Below are 15,029 nucleotides of genomic sequence, written 5' to 3' on the forward strand. Positions count from 1 at the left end.
CGTCGACCACCCTCAGCCCCATCTTTTTTCATCCCCTAAAGGAGCAAACTCATGAAATTTCTTCGCTATGGCGAAACCGGTCAGGAAAAGCCGGGCCTTCTCGATGCCGATGGCAACATCCGCGATCTTTCCGCCCATGTAAGCGACCTTTCCGGCGCGGCTCTGGCTCCCGATGCGCTGGCCAGGCTCGGCGCGATCGACATCAATTCGCTGCCGAAGGTTGAAGGCAATCCGCGTCTCGGCCCCTGCGTTGCAGGCACCGGCAAGTTCATCTGCATCGGCCTCAATTATTCCGACCACGCCGCCGAAACCGGCGCGGCGGTTCCGTCCGAGCCGATCATCTTCATGAAGGCCACTTCCGCAATCGTCGGCCCGAACGACGATCTCGTCATCCCGCGCGGCTCGGAAAAGACCGACTGGGAAGTCGAGCTCGGCATCGTCATCGGCAAGACCGCGAAATACGTCTCGGAAGAAGACGCCCTCGACTATGTTGCTGGCTATTGCACGATCCATGATGTGTCCGAACGCGCCTTCCAGATCGAGCGTCAGGGTCAGTGGACGAAGGGCAAGTCCTGCGACACGTTCGGCCCGACCGGCCCGTGGCTGGTGACGAAGGATGAGATCGAAGACCCGGAAAACCTCGGCATGTGGCTCAAGGTCAACGGCGAAACCATGCAGAACGGTTCGTCGAAGACGATGATCTACGGCATCCGCCACCTCGTCTCCTATCTGTCGCAGTTCATGTCGCTGCAGCCGGGCGACATCATCTCCACCGGCACGCCTCCCGGCGTCGGCATGGGCATGAAGCCGCCGCGTTATCTCAAGGCTGGCGACGTTGTCGAGCTCGGCATCGAAGGCCTCGGCACACAGAAGCAGAACGTACGCGCCGACATCTAATATTGTTTAAGCTTGATCCCGGAACCGGCTCCAACGTTTCGGGATCATGCCCTGATCACGGATAAATCATGACGAAAATTACCGATCTTCGCGTTTTCGATCTGCGCTTCCCGACTTCGCAAAGTCTGGACGGCTCCGACGCGATGAACCCCGATCCGGATTACTCGGCGGCCTATGTCATTCTCGACACGGATGACGAGGCGCTGAAGGGCCACGGCCTTACCTTCACCATCGGCCGCGGCAACGACATCTGCTGCCAGGCCATTCTTGCCATGCGTCATCTGGTCGTAGGCGCCTCGATGGATGATTTCCTCGCGGCTCCCGGCAAGTTCTGGCGCTACCTGACCGGCGACAGCCAGCTGCGCTGGATCGGCCCGGACAAGGGCGCGATGCATCTTGCCACCGGCGCTGTCGTCAACGCCTTCTGGGACCTGGCTGCAAAACAGGCAGGCAAGCCGGTATGGCGGCTTGTAGCCGACATGTCGCCGGAGGAAATCGCCGATATTGTCGACTATCGCTATCTGACCGACGCGCTGACGCGTGACGAAGCCGTGGCGATCCTGCGCAAGGCGGAAGCTGGCAAGGCCGAGCGCATCGCCACGCTCGAAGCGGAAGGCTATGCCTGCTACACGACGTCTGCCGGCTGGCTCGGCTATGACGACGACAAGCTGCGCCGTCTGTGCCAGGAAGCCATCGACGAGGGCTTCAACCACGTCAAGATGAAGGTTGGCCGCGATCTCGAAGACGATATTCGCCGCCTCACCATCGCGCGCGAAGTGATCGGCCCGGACCGTTACCTGATGATCGACGCCAATCAGGTATGGGAAGTCGACCAGGCTATCGAGTGGGTCAACAAGCTGGCCTTCTCCAAGCCGTTCTTCATTGAAGAGCCCACCAGCCCGGACGATGTGGCGGGCCATCGCAAGATTCGCGAAGCCATCGGCGACGTGAAGGTGGCGACCGGCGAAATGTGCCAGAACCGCATCATGTTCAAGCAGTTCATCGCGGAAGGCGCCATCGATATCGTCCAGATCGATTCGTGCCGCATGGGTGGTCTGAACGAAGTTCTGGCGGTGCTGCTGATCGCTGCCAAGTTCGGCAAGCCGGTCTGGCCGCATGCGGGCGGCGTCGGCCTCTGCGAATATGTGCAGCATCTGTCGATGATCGATTATGTGGCCGTTTCCGGCACCAAGGAAGGCCGTGTGATCGAATATGTCGATCATCTGCACGAACACTTCATCGACCCGTGCGTGATAAAGGATGCAGCCTATATGCCGCCGTCGCTTCCGGGCTTCTCCATCGAGATGAAGCCGCAGTCGATCGCGGAATATACGTTCAAGGGCTGACTGAGAGCATTTCCCGAAAAGCCGTTTTGGCACCCGGGATCAAGAAAGGCCGCGCCCAAAAGCGCGGCCTTTCTTTTTAGAGAAAGCGGATCATGAGCGCGCCGGTCAAAAGCAGGACGGCGCCAGCAATGCGTCCGGCGGTGATTTCACGCACCGCAACGCCCATGAAGCCGATGCGGTCGGCAGCCAGCCCGGCCATCAACTGTCCAGCAACCGCCAGCCCCATAACGGCGGCAGCCCCGATGCGCGGCGTCAGCAGCACCGATGCCGTCACATAGATGCAGCCAAGCGCACCGCCAGCGACGAACAGCCAGCCCGCAGGCACGTTGAACGTTGGCATTGCACCCGTCGCGCGGGCGGTAATTCCGGCGATAATGGCAAGGATGACGGCCCCGGAAAGAAACGAAATCGCGGCAGCCGTTACCGGCGATCCCAGACCGCGCGCCAAGGCTGCATTGATGGGGGCCTGAATAGCAATACAGGCACCGGAAAGGATGCCGAACAACGTCCAGAGCATGGAGATTTCCTCATATGGGAAGAATTTGATGGGAGCCGGTAGAACCTTAGTCCTCGCAGAGGAACATCGTCAGGTCAATATTGGAGCGGGCGCGTGTTGCCAAAGCATATTGGAAACAGTTTTGCATAGATAAGGTGTAAATTGATGGTGCCCGGAGGCGGATTCGAACCACCGACACGCGGATTTTCAATCCGCTGCTCTACCAACTGAGCTATCCGGGCATCCGTAACAAGCGATTTGCTCGTTCGAGGCGGTGTTGGTTCCCGCCGGAAGTGGGTGGGTTATAGCATTAAATTTCGCGCTGTCCAGCACCGTATCGCAATTTTTATCAGCTTTTCTCACATCTTTGTTAAATAGCTGATTTTATTGGCAGAAGCCGATTTGGAAGAGGCTAGTTTCCTTCTTCTTCCTCTTCGTCAATCGGCTTGCCTGGCAGCACATAGCTACCGGACAGCCAGCGATTGAGGTCGATGCTTTTGCAGCGCGGCGAACAGAACGGATAGGATTCGCGCGTTGAAGGCTTTCCACATTCCGGGCAGGGGCGTGTCGGACGCAATGGCGTCACGCGTGCACCTGCTGCTGCCGATATGTCCTTCTTGTCACTCATGTCTGCTCTCAGACTTTCCCGCTGCCCCAGTTGGCGTAAACCGGATAATCGACATCGTTCAGCAGGCTTATGGTTTCCTGTAGCGGCAATCCCACCACGTTCGTATAGGATCCCACCAGTTTCACGACGAAGCTGCCGGCCAATCCCTGGATGGCGTAGCCGCCGGCTTTTCCCCGCCATTCGCCAGATGAAAGATAGGCATCCATCTGTTGGCGGGACAGACGCTCGAAACGAAGCCGCGTTTCCACCAGTGTGTGGCGCAGATTTCCGTTTGGCAAGACAAGGCTTACGCCCGTGAATACCTTGTGCGTGCGCCCGGAAAGCAGGCGCAGGCATTCTCTCGCCTCGTCGGCAATCTCGGTCTTGGGGAGAATCCGTCGGCCAACAGCCACGACCGTATCGGCTGCAAGAATGAAGGCATGTGCGAAATTCGCATCGTCCTTCAACAATTCCTGTGCCTTGCGCGCCTTTTCCCGCGACAGACGCCGCGCCAGCGAGCGTGGGTGTTCCGCGCGCTGCGGCGTTTCATCTATATCGGCCGGATAAATATGGTCCGGTTCGATGCCTGCCTGCCCCAGAAGCTCGATCCTGCGTGGAGAACCGGAGGCAAGAACCAGCTTGTGTTGCGCGCTCATCGAATAGACGTTTCCTGGAACGGATTGCTTACTTGAAGCGGTAGGTGATGCGGCCCTTGGTCAGGTCGTAAGGGGTCATTTCAACCAGCACCTTGTCACCGGCCAGAACGCGGATGCGATTCTTGCGCATGCGGCCAGCCGTGTGGGCGATGATTTCATGTTCGTTTTCGAGCTTTACGCGGAACATAGCATTGGGCAGCAGTTCCGTAACAACACCCGGAAATTCTAGGACTTCTTCTTTCGCCATGCGATACCTGTTTCTTTCTTCGGTAAAATGCCGCTCTCGAGCGGTCTTTAGGTCTGAATTTGCGCGGAACCTATATGATTAGGCGGCATTTGTGAACAACGGAATTCGGCGAACTTATTGCTCGCCAAAACGGTGCATGATCTGGCGCTTCAGACGGTCACGCACATCGCGATAGGCCGCCATGATCTGGCTCCTGCTGCCCGTTACCAGCGTCGGGTCCGGCGTCGGCCAATATTCCACATCGACCGAGAAACCGCGCATCCGCTCCAGCACTGTATGATGCGCAAGCGGCGTCAGTGTCACGATCAGATCGAAATAGCCGTCCGCTAGTTCTTCTAGGCCACGTGGTTGCCGGTTGTCGAGTGACAGGCCTTCTTCCTGAAGGACTGCATCGACGAACGGATCGCGCTCGCCCCGCTTCACGCCTGCGGACGCCACATAAATATTGGGGGGAAGAGCCTGTCTTGCAAGCAGTTCCGCGATTGGCGAGCGAATTGCATTCTTGCCGCAGACGAAAAGCAGGGACTTGGGCAGGCGTGGCTTATGATCTTCGTTGCCGTTGGCGCTAAAATTCACAGGAGGGGCATCGGTGATGACCATCAATGATCAGCCTCTCCAGTGCAGGACGCAGACGAGTGTGAAAAGCCGTCGGGCCGTGTTGAAATCAACCTCGATCTTGCCCTTTAACCGCGCTTGCAGGGTTTGTGACCCTTCATTGTGCAGGCCGCGCCGCCCCATGTCGATTGCCTCGATCTTGCTTGGCGTGGCCGAGCGGATGGCCTGATAGTAGCTTTCGCAAATCATGAAATAATCCCGTACGACGCGGCGGAGCGGCGTGAGCGAGAGAATGTGGGTTGCGACGTCTTCCCCTGTTTCCCGGGAGATGGCGAAAATCAGTCGCGATTCCATCAGCGAGAGCTTCAGGCGATAAGGTCCGCCCGCATCGTCTCCGATCGGGTGGAAGGAGTTTTCTTCGATGAGGTCAAAGATGGCGACCGCGCGTTCATGCTCGACGTCAGGCGTCGAACGCCCGATGGATTCATCGAGCTCGACGTCAACAAGGCGGGCATTGGGAACACCGGCGGTCATGTCACCTCATAGGTTCAGCCGGATGGCGACAGACTGTGCGTGGGCATCAAGGCCTTCAGCGCGGGCAATTTCGATTGCCGCAGGCCCAAGCACACGCAGTTGATCGGGGCCGAGTTTGAGAAGCGATGTGCGCTTCATGTAATCGAGAACCGACAAGCCGGATGAGAACCGCGCTGACCGCGCCGTCGGCAGAACGTGGTTGCAGCCGCCGACATAATCGCCGATCACTTCCGGCGTATAGCCGCCGATGAAGATTGATCCTGCATTGCGGATCTTTGGCAGCAAGGCTTCCGGGTCGGCTGTGGCGATTTCCAGATGCTCGGCTGCAATGCGATTGGCAAGCGGAATGGCTGCTTCAAAATCCTCGACCAGAATAACCGCGCCGAAATCGCGCCAGCTTGCAGCCGCGGTTTGCGCGCGCGGCAGGGAGCGAAGCTGGCGTTCGACAGCCTCTTCCACCGCTATTGCAAGGGCTTCATCATTGGTCATGAGGATCGACTGCGCGGCAGCGTCGTGCTCTGCCTGGGCAAGCAGATCGGCGGCGATCCAGTCCGGATTGTTGTCCTTGTCGGCAATGACCAGAACTTCCGATGGGCCTGCGATCATGTCGATGCCCACCGTGCCGAAGACGATGCGTTTGGCCGCTGCAACATAGGCGTTGCCGGGGCCGACGATCTTGGCAACGGGCATGATTGTTTCGGTGCCATAGGCAAGGGCGGCGATAGCCTGCGCGCCACCGACGCGATAGATTTCGGAAACGCCAGCCAGACGTGCCGCCACCAGAACCAATGGATTGAGAATGCCATCGGGCGACGGAACCACCATGACGATGCGCTCCACACCCGCCACCTTGGCAGGAACGGCATTCATCAGGACGGAACTTGGATAGCTCGCCGTGCCGCCCGGAACATAAAGCCCCACGGCCTCGATAGCCGTCCAGCGCGAGCCGAGCTCAACGCCCAGCGCATCGGTATAACGGTCATCCTTCGGCAATTGCCGCGCATGGTGCTTTTCGATGCGCTCATGTGCAAGTTTCAGCGCCTCGATTGTCGAGGCGGGCGCTGTTTCAAAAGCTGCGTCGATTTCGGCTTCGGTAACCGCGATGCCGGTTTTTTCAAGATTGATCCGGTCGAAGCGACGGGAATAATCGATGAGCGCGCTGTCGCCTTCACGGCGCACGCGGTCGACGATTTCCCGCGCTGCCCGGTCCACATCTTCGGACGCTTCGCGCTTGCTTGCCAGAAATGTCGCGAAATTATTCTCGAAATCCGGATCGGTTTGTCTGAGCGTCTTGACCACGCTTCTGTTCCTTCAAATATGCTCTGCCAGACGGGCGTCTGGTGGACGAAAGAGGGCTTGTATAACCTTCTCTCAGACGTTGTGGCGAGGAAGGGATTCGGTTTCCCACGCCGCGCCAAGGTCCGTCATTTGCGCTTCAATACACTCTACTTCAAGACGGATAGCCGCATTTGCCGAAAAAGTCAGTTCTATTGTACCTGCGGGTGTTTCACCGGCGGCGAACTGAACGGCCATCAGGGAAAGCACGTCGTCGGGTTTCTGGCGGTCTATACCGGTTGCCTTGGCGGCAATCACACGGTTGAAGTGCAGGGCGGTGCGTCTGCGCTGATATTGCGGCTTGCGCAGGAACCGCGGCTTGCTTTCTTCCCAGACAAAACGGTTCGCCGTCAGGATGAAACGCTTTTCGTTGGCGAGATATTGAAGGTCGGATACTTTCAAAACCGCGTCCTGAAGATGAGCGGAAAGGACCTGCAAATCCTCCTCATCCAGCGCCACGAGCTTCAACATATCCATACTACAACACCACTTTTCTGTTCTTGGTCGATAATTGTCCCCGGCCGGGGGAAATCGATCGCCCGCCCGGCCAGTTATCAACTTGGCATGCCGAAACAAAAAAATCGACAGGCTTTTCAAGCCTGTCGCTCTTCAATTGGAATCTTCAAGGCTGAACAAGAAAGAAGCAGAGCAATGAAAGTGGCTCCTACGTGGCCATATCAACCGCTGATGCGTTCCACCATCGCGCCGCAGCGCGACAGTTTTTCTTCCAGCCGCTCGAAGCCGCGATCCAGATGATAGACGCGATTGACCATGGTTTCGCCCTCGGCGGCGAGGCCGGCGATCACCAGAGAAACCGATGCGCGCAGGTCCGTTGCCATCACCTGTGCGCCTTTGAGGCGCTCCACGCCTTCGACTGTTGCCGTCTGGCCGGACAGGGAGATCTTTGCGCCAAGGCGTGCCAGTTCCTGCACGTGCATGAAGCGATTTTCAAAAATCGTTTCCGTGATGCGCGAGGTTCCCTTCGCCTTGGTCATCAGACCCATGAACTGCGCCTGCAAGTCGGTCGGGAAGCCGGGGAAAGGGTCGGTGGTGACATCGACCGGATGAATGCCATGGCCGTTTCGCACCACGCGCAGGCCGCTATTCGTCTCGGTGATCTCCGCACCAGCCTGACGCAGCGTGTCCAGAGCCGACGACAGCAGGCTTTCCTGCGCGCCTTCGAGCAGCACGTCGCCGCCAGTCATTGCGACTGCCATCGCATAGGTGCCGGTTTCGATACGGTCTGGAATGACGCGGACGCGTGCGCCCGAAAGGCTGGTCACGCCTTCCACGTGGATGGTGCTGGTGCCTGCGCCGCTGATTTTTGCGCCCATTGCATTAAGGCAGTCGGCGAGATTGACGACTTCCGGCTCGCGGGCCGCATTTTCGATGATGGTCTCGCCCTTGGCGAGAGCCGCCGCCATCAGCATGACATGGGTTGCGCCGACGGAGACCTTCGGGAAGCTGTAGCGGGCGCCCACAAGGCCGCCCTTCGGCGCGCGCGCCTTGGCATAACCGTTTTCGATGTCAATTTCCGCGCCCAGCGCCTGGAGCGATTCCAGCAGCAGGTCCACGGGGCGGGTGCCGATGGCGCAACCGCCCGGCAGCGACACGGTTGCCTCGCCGGTGCGTGCCAGAAGCGGCCCGATCACCCAGAAGCTCGCGCGCATCTTGGAAACGAGTTCGTAGGGCGCGGTCGTGTCGACGATATTGCGGGCGGTGAAGTGAATGGTGCGCGAATAGGCGCCGTTCTGGTGCTCGCGACGTCCATTGACGGAGTAATCGACGCCGTGGTTGCTGAGGATGCGTATCAACTGCTCGACATCGGCCAGATGCGGCACGTTTTCGAGCGTCAGCGTATCGTCGGTGAGAAGCGAGGCGATCATCAAGGGCAGGGCGGCATTTTTCGCGCCGGAGATTGGAATGATGCCGTTGAGCTTGTTGCCGCCGACGATTTTGATGCGATCCATGCTGTGTCACCTTCTGGGCCGATACCTTGCCCGATAATTTTGCACCAAATCCAGCAGCCGTTACGGCGCGGAGGCGTTGCGTCATGAAATTACGAGTCTTGCGGCCAAATTACGTCAAATACGAATCACAAAAGGACGATATCGCTGCGAAGAACAGAAATGAGCTTTTACCGCAGAGCCTCCCTATCTTCAAGGAAGGCTTTGTTGGTGTGATTCTCATTCAGTGTCGTCGGAGGCAGCGGTAATGCCGTCGTTTCGTTCGTCGGCTTCACCCGCGCGCCGCGATCTCAATTGCGCTTTGCGGCGCATGAGATTCGCGCGCAACTCCTCGGCCCGGCGCTTTTTGCGCTGGTCCGACTGGATTTTTTTCTCTTTGTTGGTCGTCGTTTCGCTCATGACGGTGTTCTACTACGGGAAAAATGGCCGGAAAAGCCGCTTTCAAAAGCGTGCCCGGCAGATTTCCACATTATGTGAAAAGAAATGCAATTGCTTGCTTGCGATTTGCGTAATGATGTGGCAGAAGTCCGCCGCACTCAAGAGATTGCTGCGGTAGCTCAGTGGTAGAGCACTCCCTTGGTAAGGGAGAGGTCGAGAGTTCAATCCTCTCTCGCAGCACCATTCTATCTTCTTGAATTGTTAGATTTCCTGAAAACTAAAACTTTTGGACAGCCTTCTGAGACACAGAGCTGATCCACATGAGTTCGTCTATGCCTTCACCTGTCAAGCACCCTCGGGCAGCGGGTTCTTGTTGATTTGAAGGAAAAGGCTAAAGGCAGGATTGTCGCTCTCCCGGTTGATGACACGCGAAAAGCCGTGACGATCGGTGAAGGCGTTAAAGTATCTCCGTCAACGAAAGACCCGGCAGAAGCCAGGGCTTGTTACTGGACTCCATGCGTAAGAGGCCGAAAAGACTCACTCAGAAGTGTTTGAACGGGCAGGCTTGTTTATAAGTTCTTTACTGATGTGTTCGATGCCGGAAAGCAGCTAGACGAAGAAGGCCGGGATAAGTTGCCGGTAGCGGTAGCACACGCGTTACAGAAGCTACTCCCAAGAAGCGTTCTGCAACACTATCCTGTAGCCGTCTGGGTCTTCAAATGTCTTTCCTTTCCGGTCCCAATAAGGATTAAAGGCCGGCACAGGTGTAAATCCTCTGGCCTGCAACCGGTCAACGGACGCTTGCCATTTGTCTTTATCGGGAATGTAGAAAACGATCAGATTATCTTCTGAAGGAGCGCGTCCGGCTGGATGCCCATGCTTTTTTGTAAACTCGAAATGGTAAGGCGCACCGTGCTTTCCCAACATGATTCCGTCGAAACCTTCGTGAGCCGTAAATTCGCACAGGACGTCCAGCCCGAGTCCATCACAATAAAACAGACGCAGAGCATTTAGGTCATCACTTGGGCGCGCTACACGAATTGTCACCGGGGCCACCACCTACCTGCGCTCCTTACTTGTTTCTCTAAGGTATTTTACAGGCCCAATGGCGCGGGACGTCAAGCTACGAACGAACGTTTAAGGATAACCAACCGCCGCTCACCGGAACGAGACTAGAAAGGGGAAGATGCTGATGGCGCTTACGTGCCACCTTCCCTGTCTTTCTTCTTCTTGCCCTCATCATAATGAAATTTGATGGCGAAGAACATGGCCACGCCCAACACGATAACCTTGAATGCCATCAGGCCTACAGGAATCCATTCCATCTAACCACATTCCCAAGCTGCTATTTTCCGCGAATGCCACTAGCACATCGCGGTTCGATGAACAGATCATATTTGGTTGATCCCGCAGACGTTTGGAAAGCGCTGTGTCGTGCGAATGCGATATTCGTTCAGGCGGGCTCAATCCTGTCAGGCCGCTTTTCTTTCGCAGCCGCTCTTTTCGATGTATACTGCAGGCTTCACGCGGATTATCCGCGGATCATGTGAAAGCCGGAAATTGCGTGCAGGCCTGTCCTGACCGCCGCCCTTGCCGTCAGGACTGCCTAACCCGCAGGAGGAGCGTCATGGCACAGTTTCATGTAATTGCAGGTCGGGATCAAACAGCCTTTTATCCGGAAGTTAAGCGCATCCAGATGGCGGATGTATTCGATGCCTTGCGTTTGGGTTTCGACGACTTCTGGGCAAAGCCATCGCATTACGTTTTTCTTTGTCTCATATATCCGCTGGCCGGGTTGTTCATCACCTATTGGAGCACGAACGCAAATGCGCTGCCGCTTCTGTTCCCACTGATGTCCGGCTTCGCGTTGATCGGGCCCGTTGCCGCCTTGCCGCTTTATGAAATGAGCAGGCGCCGCGAGGAAAAACTGGATACGGCCTGGAGACGGGCTTTCGATGTCAGCCGCTCCCAGGCATTGCCGTCGATCGTGGCTGTGGGCTCGTTCCTTTTCGCAATCTTCATTGCATGGCTATTGGTGGCTCAAAATCTCTATGTTCACTATTTCGGACCGCTGCCGCCCGAGAGCTTTTCGATGTTGATCAATCAGGTGTCATCGACGGAAGAGGGACGCAGTCTGATTTTCGCCGGTTGTGGCATTGGTTTGCTTTTTGCAATCGTTGTCCTGTGCTTGACGATCGTCACTTTTCCGATGCTGCTCGATCTGGATTGTGGTGCGGCGGCGGCAATTGCGACGTCCCTGCGCGTCGTCTGGCGCAATCCTCTGGAATCGCTGCTTTGGGCGGCAATCGTAACCGCTATGCTGGTCGTAGGCTTCGCCACCATGTTTGCCGGGCTGGCGGTGGTGCTGCCCATCCTTGGACATGCGACGTGGCATCTTTATCGAAAGACTGTGACGCAGCCGACGTCAGTGCGCGTCTGACGATCGTGAAATTCCGAAAGAAGATTAGGCTAGACAAACTGATATTTGCAGTGGCCAATATAAGACACGGCTTTGATAACACTTCATAGTTCCCAACAGTGTTGTGCCGTGTTGACGTCGCGCCAGTGGCGCGACGTTACTTCTTGTTTTGAGCTTGAAAGGCAAACAAATGTTTCGTGCCACTGCCATTATTCGTGCGGATAAGGTGATCGATGCTGTGCCTGCTGGCCACGCCGTGCTGGAACGCGATGAACGTCATTTGCGGCGTAAAGCCATTGCTCTGGAAGGCGGCGAGAAGGTGCTTGTCGATTTTGCGGAGCCGGTTGTGCTGGGCCACGGAGACAGGCTCGTGCTGGAGGACGGACGCGAAATCGAAATCCGCGCGGCAAGCGAGGAACTATACGAAATCCGCGGGCGTGATCCGCTCCACATAGCCCAGCTCGCCTGGCATATCGGGAACCGGCATCTCGCGGCGCAGATCGAGGTCGATCGCATCTTCATCCTTCGCGATCACGTCATCAAGGCGATGCTTGAGGGGCTTGGTGCCAGGGTTGCGGATGTAACGGCAATTTTCAGCCCGCTGCGTGGCGCCTATGGTGGCGGGCATTCGCATCATGACCACGAACATCATCATGGTCATCACGAGCACGATCATGAACACCACCATCACGACTGAGACCTGGCAACATCAGCGCCATTCATGGCCATGAAACATGAACCCAAACATTCGGGGCTTTCGTACATGACACAGAAAAACGGACCTTTGCGCATCGGCATTGGCGGGCCGGTGGGATCGGGGAAGACGACGTTGACCGAAAAACTGTGCAAGTCGATGCGCGATAAATATTCGGTCGCCGTGATTACCAACGATATCTACACGCAGGAAGATGCCCTTATCCTCGCGCGTTGCCAGGCTTTGTCCGAAGACCGGATAATGGGGGTCGAAACGGGCGGATGCCCGCACACGGCGATCCGCGAGGACGCATCCATCAATCTGCAGGCAATTGCCGAAATGAACCGGCGGTTCCCGGATCTGGATATCGTCTTTATCGAATCCGGAGGCGACAACCTTGCCGCTACATTCTCGCCCGATCTGGCGGACCTGACGCTTTATGTGATCTCGGTTTGCCAGGGGGAAGAAATTCCGCGCAAAGGCGGACCAGGTATCACGCGATCGGATTTTCTCGTAATCAACAAGAGCGACCTTGCCCCTCACGTACATGTTGATCTCGACGTTATGCAGAGGGATGCGGCGCGCATGCGTGGCCAGCGCCCGTTCGGTTTCACCGATCTCCATCGCGGGAAGGGCGTGCCGGAGATTATCGACTTCATCGTCGAGAATGGCGGGCTGGAGATGCGCTGACCGCAGCTCACTATGCGCACGCATTTTTGCTGCCACGAACCAAAACAAGCCGGACAAACTCTGGCAGCGCCAATGCTGAATTGTGCAGAAAATCAACTAGGAAGGGAATGGCGCACCCGAAAGGATTCGAACCTCTGACCCCCAGATTCGTAGTCTGGTGCTCTATCCAGCTGAGCTACGGGTGCTTGCCTGTGTGCCGCTCGCTGCGGCGATGGGCGGTTGATAATCGGACAAATCGCTAAATGCAAGCGTCTTCTTAGAAAAAAATGCGGTTCTGTGAAGATTTCTTGTCAGGCCTTGCATTTCCGGGCTTTTCGGTCCGAGCCGCTGCAACGGCAGATTGTCTACGCATTCTCTTCGCTGCGCTGGTTGCTGCGATCCTCCCGTCGCATCGGCAGATCGGGGATGCGAATCTCGAAATGCGCTCCAACAGGCCGGTCTTCTCGAAGCTCAATTGTTCCGCCATGGGCGCGGACCAGTTCCTGCGCAATGGCAAGTCCGAGGCCAGTGCCGTCGCTGCGTGTCGATCCACGGAAAGCAGTGAAAAGATTCTCGCGCGCCTTTTGCGGCAGGCCGGGACCGGTATCCTCGACGCCGATGATTGCCGTTGTCCCAATTCTTCCGGCAGAAATTGTGAGACGCTTGACCGTTGCGCCATCATCGGTCTGGTCGCGCTCCATTGCCTGGACTGAATTCCGGCAGAGATTGCTCAGCACCCGGAACAACTGTTCCGAATCGACATTCAGCTCGAAGTCTTCGGGGACAAGGTTTTCGAACTCTATGTTGCTTTCCGAACTGAGGCTGAGCGTTTCCTGCACGTCTGCGATAATTGCATGAAGCAGGACAAGGCGCGGGCGCGGCGGCGCTTCCTGCGAACGGCCATAGGCCATCACGCTTTCGGAATAGCTGATCGCACGGCTGAGCGTGCGAATGAGCTTGGGTGCGAAACGCTGCACCATCGGATCTTCGGTATCGGCAAGCCTGTCTGACATCAGCTGCGCCGAAGCCAGAATGTTGCGCATGTCGTGGTTGATCTTGGAAACGGCGAGGCCGAGATCGGCGAGATGTTTCTGCTCCTTCAGCGTTCGTTGAAGATCGCTCTGGATATGGGATATCTGGCGCTGGGCGACGCCGAATTCATCCTTGCGATTTTCAGGAACGAGAATGAGTGAAGGGTTGTCTGGAGATGAGGCGAAATCGATCATGTTACGATGCATGATACGCACCGGTCGCAACAGCATTTCATGAATGATCAGATAGATCAGGCTCGCCGCGATCACGGAAATGATGAGGGATATGAAAGTCACGTTGCGCGCATAGACGAGCATGGCATGACGAAGCGGCGCATCCGAGGTTACAATTTCGATGACACGTTCCGGAGAACCGGACGATGAAACCGAACCAAAGATTCGCAGCGTTCTCTCTCCGCCGTTGAACAATGTGCCGAAGGCGTCCCATATGGCCGCCGCCTCGCTGATATTGTTAAGATCGATAACCTGATCGATCTTACCGGGAACTTCCGACATGGCCAGCAGGCGCGACGCGCCGGCTTCGCGCACGGCGATAGCCTTGGTGCCGGTAGCCAGAAGCACCTTGTCCTGAATGTCGCGCGGTACGTCCATGCCGCCTGCGGCCAGGACCTCGCTGACGGCGCCCACGGTATCGAGCCGGGAACTCATCCACCGCACGCGCATATTGGCGACGGATGGAACGAAGATCAGAACTTCGGTGATCAGCACCGCGAGGGCGGTCAAGAGCAGCAGCTTGTTGGAAAGCCGGTTGCGCCAGGGCAGCCTTCTAAACTGTGTTGGAGAGAGCCGCTCGACGGTCGCAGTCTGAGAGGCCGCTTCAGGGGAAGGCGCGCCCATATCCGTGGTCTTTTCAACAACCGCCATAGCCTGCTTCCAATTCAAGGCGAACCGGCCCAATTGCCGCGGTGCCTGAACCGGCCCGCCGTCGAAACGCAATTCATAAAGGTAGCCTCCTATATATGGAGCCGGTCGATAAATCCAACAGCCTTTGTTCAATCGGTTAAAAACGCGCCGCTTTCTCTGGTCTTTCATGCGTTGCATTACCGAAATTTAACTCGACGGGTCGGGGCCTCTGTGCGAAATCTTACCCGGAAAAATCTATGTATCCTTATGGGATGCGTGATTTGCGCAATGTGAAGGCAATCATCATTCTGATACTATTTGCTGGCATTTTCCG

Annotated in this window: 18 protein-coding genes and 3 tRNA genes; 6 read left to right on the forward strand and 15 right to left on the reverse strand. The window is 56.9% G+C overall.

The annotated features are described in order from the left end of the window. Positions 1-51 precede the first annotated feature (51 nt). Both J9800_RS11635 and J9800_RS11640 read left to right on the forward strand, forming a co-directional pair. Positions 52-897 (forward strand): fumarylacetoacetate hydrolase family protein, encoded by an 846-nt coding sequence (locus J9800_RS11635; RefSeq protein ID WP_114214231.1) that lies wholly within the window; start codon positions 52-54, stop codon positions 895-897. A 68-nt stretch (positions 898-965) separates the two neighbouring features. Beyond that, a complete protein-coding gene (locus J9800_RS11640; RefSeq protein WP_112589723.1) occupies positions 966-2,243 on the forward strand; it encodes an L-fuconate dehydratase in 1,278 nt (425 codons plus the stop codon). Positions 2,244-2,319: 76 nt separating this feature from the next. On the opposite strand, the gene J9800_RS11645 is transcribed toward J9800_RS11640, so the two are convergent. The 11 genes from J9800_RS11645 to J9800_RS11695 all read right to left on the reverse strand — a co-directional run bounded on the left by J9800_RS11645 (position 2,320) and on the right by J9800_RS11695 (position 9,039). Then, the gene (locus J9800_RS11645; RefSeq protein WP_114214230.1) at positions 2,320-2,760 is read right to left on the reverse strand and encodes a DMT family transporter; all 441 of its coding nucleotides are present in this window, start codon (positions 2,758-2,760) and stop codon (positions 2,320-2,322) included. Between the two features lie 145 nt (positions 2,761-2,905). Beyond that, positions 2,906-2,981 (reverse strand) — tRNA-Phe (locus tag J9800_RS11650). Between the two features lie 170 nt (positions 2,982-3,151). Next, on the reverse strand, positions 3,152-3,367 hold the full coding sequence (gene yacG / locus J9800_RS11655; RefSeq protein ID WP_006465970.1) for a DNA gyrase inhibitor YacG: 216 nt from the start codon (positions 3,365-3,367) through the stop codon (positions 3,152-3,154). Positions 3,368-3,375: 8 nt separating this feature from the next. Next, positions 3,376-4,002: a Maf-like protein gene (locus tag J9800_RS11660; RefSeq protein ID WP_114214229.1), complete on the reverse strand. Its 627-nt coding sequence runs from the start codon at positions 4,000-4,002 to the stop codon at positions 3,376-3,378. Between the two features lie 28 nt (positions 4,003-4,030). Then, positions 4,031-4,249, reverse strand: a complete 219-nt coding sequence (infA, locus tag J9800_RS11665) for a translation initiation factor IF-1 (RefSeq protein ID WP_002965531.1) — start codon at positions 4,247-4,249, stop codon at positions 4,031-4,033. Positions 4,250-4,363: 114 nt separating this feature from the next. After that, the gene (locus tag J9800_RS11670) at positions 4,364-4,849 is read right to left on the reverse strand and encodes an arsenate-mycothiol transferase ArsC (protein WP_286167406.1); all 486 of its coding nucleotides are present in this window, start codon (positions 4,847-4,849) and stop codon (positions 4,364-4,366) included. Positions 4,850-4,855: 6 nt separating this feature from the next. Further along, a complete protein-coding gene (locus J9800_RS11675) occupies positions 4,856-5,338 on the reverse strand; it encodes a UPF0262 family protein (RefSeq protein WP_112589729.1) in 483 nt (160 codons plus the stop codon). A 6-nt stretch (positions 5,339-5,344) separates the two neighbouring features. Further along, complete coding sequence (gene hisD / locus J9800_RS11680) at positions 5,345-6,637, reverse strand: histidinol dehydrogenase (protein WP_114214228.1); 1,293 nt, start codon at positions 6,635-6,637, stop codon at positions 5,345-5,347. A gap of 72 nt (positions 6,638-6,709) precedes the next feature. Continuing rightward, a complete protein-coding gene (locus tag J9800_RS11685) occupies positions 6,710-7,150 on the reverse strand; it encodes a DUF2948 family protein (RefSeq protein WP_112589734.1) in 441 nt (146 codons plus the stop codon). Between the two features lie 200 nt (positions 7,151-7,350). Next, the gene (murA, locus tag J9800_RS11690; protein ID WP_112589737.1) at positions 7,351-8,643 is read right to left on the reverse strand and encodes a UDP-N-acetylglucosamine 1-carboxyvinyltransferase; all 1,293 of its coding nucleotides are present in this window, start codon (positions 8,641-8,643) and stop codon (positions 7,351-7,353) included. A 216-nt stretch (positions 8,644-8,859) separates the two neighbouring features. Then, the gene (locus tag J9800_RS11695) at positions 8,860-9,039 is read right to left on the reverse strand and encodes a hypothetical protein (protein ID WP_114214227.1); all 180 of its coding nucleotides are present in this window, start codon (positions 9,037-9,039) and stop codon (positions 8,860-8,862) included. 147 nt (positions 9,040-9,186) lie between these two features. Between J9800_RS11695 and J9800_RS11700 the strand changes: the two genes are divergently transcribed. Continuing rightward, a tRNA-Thr gene (locus J9800_RS11700) sits at positions 9,187-9,261 on the forward strand. 423 nt (positions 9,262-9,684) lie between these two features. Here the strand turns inward: J9800_RS11700 and J9800_RS11705 are convergent. Both J9800_RS11705 and J9800_RS22085 read right to left on the reverse strand, forming a co-directional pair. Further along, positions 9,685-10,065: a VOC family protein gene (locus tag J9800_RS11705; RefSeq protein ID WP_286167366.1), complete on the reverse strand. Its 381-nt coding sequence runs from the start codon at positions 10,063-10,065 to the stop codon at positions 9,685-9,687. 152 nt (positions 10,066-10,217) lie between these two features. After that, positions 10,218-10,343 (reverse strand): hypothetical protein, encoded by a 126-nt coding sequence (locus J9800_RS22085; protein ID WP_286167365.1) that lies wholly within the window; start codon positions 10,341-10,343, stop codon positions 10,218-10,220. A gap of 302 nt (positions 10,344-10,645) precedes the next feature. Between J9800_RS22085 and J9800_RS11710 the strand changes: the two genes are divergently transcribed. The 3 genes from J9800_RS11710 (at position 10,646) to ureG (ending at position 12,821) form a co-directional block, all read left to right on the forward strand. Beyond that, a complete protein-coding gene (locus tag J9800_RS11710) occupies positions 10,646-11,458 on the forward strand; it encodes a DUF2189 domain-containing protein (RefSeq protein WP_114214226.1) in 813 nt (270 codons plus the stop codon). Between the two features lie 169 nt (positions 11,459-11,627). After that, a complete protein-coding gene (ureE, locus tag J9800_RS11715; RefSeq protein WP_114214225.1) occupies positions 11,628-12,134 on the forward strand; it encodes an urease accessory protein UreE in 507 nt (168 codons plus the stop codon). Positions 12,135-12,200: 66 nt separating this feature from the next. Beyond that, positions 12,201-12,821: an urease accessory protein UreG gene (ureG, locus tag J9800_RS11720; RefSeq protein ID WP_114214621.1), complete on the forward strand. Its 621-nt coding sequence runs from the start codon at positions 12,201-12,203 to the stop codon at positions 12,819-12,821. Positions 12,822-12,929: 108 nt separating this feature from the next. Here ureG and J9800_RS11725 read toward each other — a convergent pair. Both J9800_RS11725 and J9800_RS11730 read right to left on the reverse strand, forming a co-directional pair. Continuing rightward, a tRNA-Arg gene (locus J9800_RS11725) sits at positions 12,930-13,006 on the reverse strand. A gap of 159 nt (positions 13,007-13,165) precedes the next feature. Next, positions 13,166-14,716 (reverse strand): sensor histidine kinase, encoded by a 1,551-nt coding sequence (locus tag J9800_RS11730; protein ID WP_114214177.1) that lies wholly within the window; start codon positions 14,714-14,716, stop codon positions 13,166-13,168. Positions 14,717-15,029 lie beyond the last annotated feature (313 nt).

It is taken from the genome of Ochrobactrum sp. AP1BH01-1, assembly GCF_018066705.1.
Classification (GTDB): domain Bacteria; phylum Pseudomonadota; class Alphaproteobacteria; order Rhizobiales; family Rhizobiaceae; genus Brucella.

Excerpts from the sequence above, each read along its gene's own strand:
- J9800_RS11635 (WP_114214231.1), top strand. The coding sequence starts at position 52 with ATGAAATTTCTTCGCTATGGCGAAACCGGTCAGGAAAAGCCGGGCCTT.
- J9800_RS11640 (WP_112589723.1), top strand. The coding sequence starts at position 966 with ATGACGAAAATTACCGATCTTCGCGTTTTCGATCTGCGCTTCCCGACT.
- J9800_RS11645 (WP_114214230.1), bottom strand. The coding sequence starts at position 2,760 with ATGCTCTGGACGTTGTTCGGCATCCTTTCCGGTGCCTGTATTGCTATT.
- yacG (WP_006465970.1), bottom strand. The coding sequence starts at position 3,367 with ATGAGTGACAAGAAGGACATATCGGCAGCAGCAGGTGCACGCGTGACG.
- J9800_RS11660 (WP_114214229.1), bottom strand. The coding sequence starts at position 4,002 with ATGAGCGCGCAACACAAGCTGGTTCTTGCCTCCGGTTCTCCACGCAGG.
- infA (WP_002965531.1), bottom strand. The coding sequence starts at position 4,249 with ATGGCGAAAGAAGAAGTCCTAGAATTTCCGGGTGTTGTTACGGAACTG.
- J9800_RS11670 (WP_286167406.1), bottom strand. The coding sequence starts at position 4,849 with ATGGTCATCACCGATGCCCCTCCTGTGAATTTTAGCGCCAACGGCAAC.
- J9800_RS11675 (WP_112589729.1), bottom strand. The coding sequence starts at position 5,338 with ATGACCGCCGGTGTTCCCAATGCCCGCCTTGTTGACGTCGAGCTCGAT.
- J9800_RS11685 (WP_112589734.1), bottom strand. The coding sequence starts at position 7,150 with ATGGATATGTTGAAGCTCGTGGCGCTGGATGAGGAGGATTTGCAGGTC.
- murA (WP_112589737.1), bottom strand. The coding sequence starts at position 8,643 with ATGGATCGCATCAAAATCGTCGGCGGCAACAAGCTCAACGGCATCATT.
- J9800_RS11695 (WP_114214227.1), bottom strand. The coding sequence starts at position 9,039 with ATGAGCGAAACGACGACCAACAAAGAGAAAAAAATCCAGTCGGACCAG.
- J9800_RS22085 (WP_286167365.1), bottom strand. The coding sequence starts at position 10,343 with ATGGAATGGATTCCTGTAGGCCTGATGGCATTCAAGGTTATCGTGTTG.
- J9800_RS11710 (WP_114214226.1), top strand. The coding sequence starts at position 10,646 with ATGGCACAGTTTCATGTAATTGCAGGTCGGGATCAAACAGCCTTTTAT.
- ureE (WP_114214225.1), top strand. The coding sequence starts at position 11,628 with ATGTTTCGTGCCACTGCCATTATTCGTGCGGATAAGGTGATCGATGCT.
- ureG (WP_114214621.1), top strand. The coding sequence starts at position 12,201 with ATGACACAGAAAAACGGACCTTTGCGCATCGGCATTGGCGGGCCGGTG.
- J9800_RS11730 (WP_114214177.1), bottom strand. The coding sequence starts at position 14,716 with ATGGCGGTTGTTGAAAAGACCACGGATATGGGCGCGCCTTCCCCTGAA.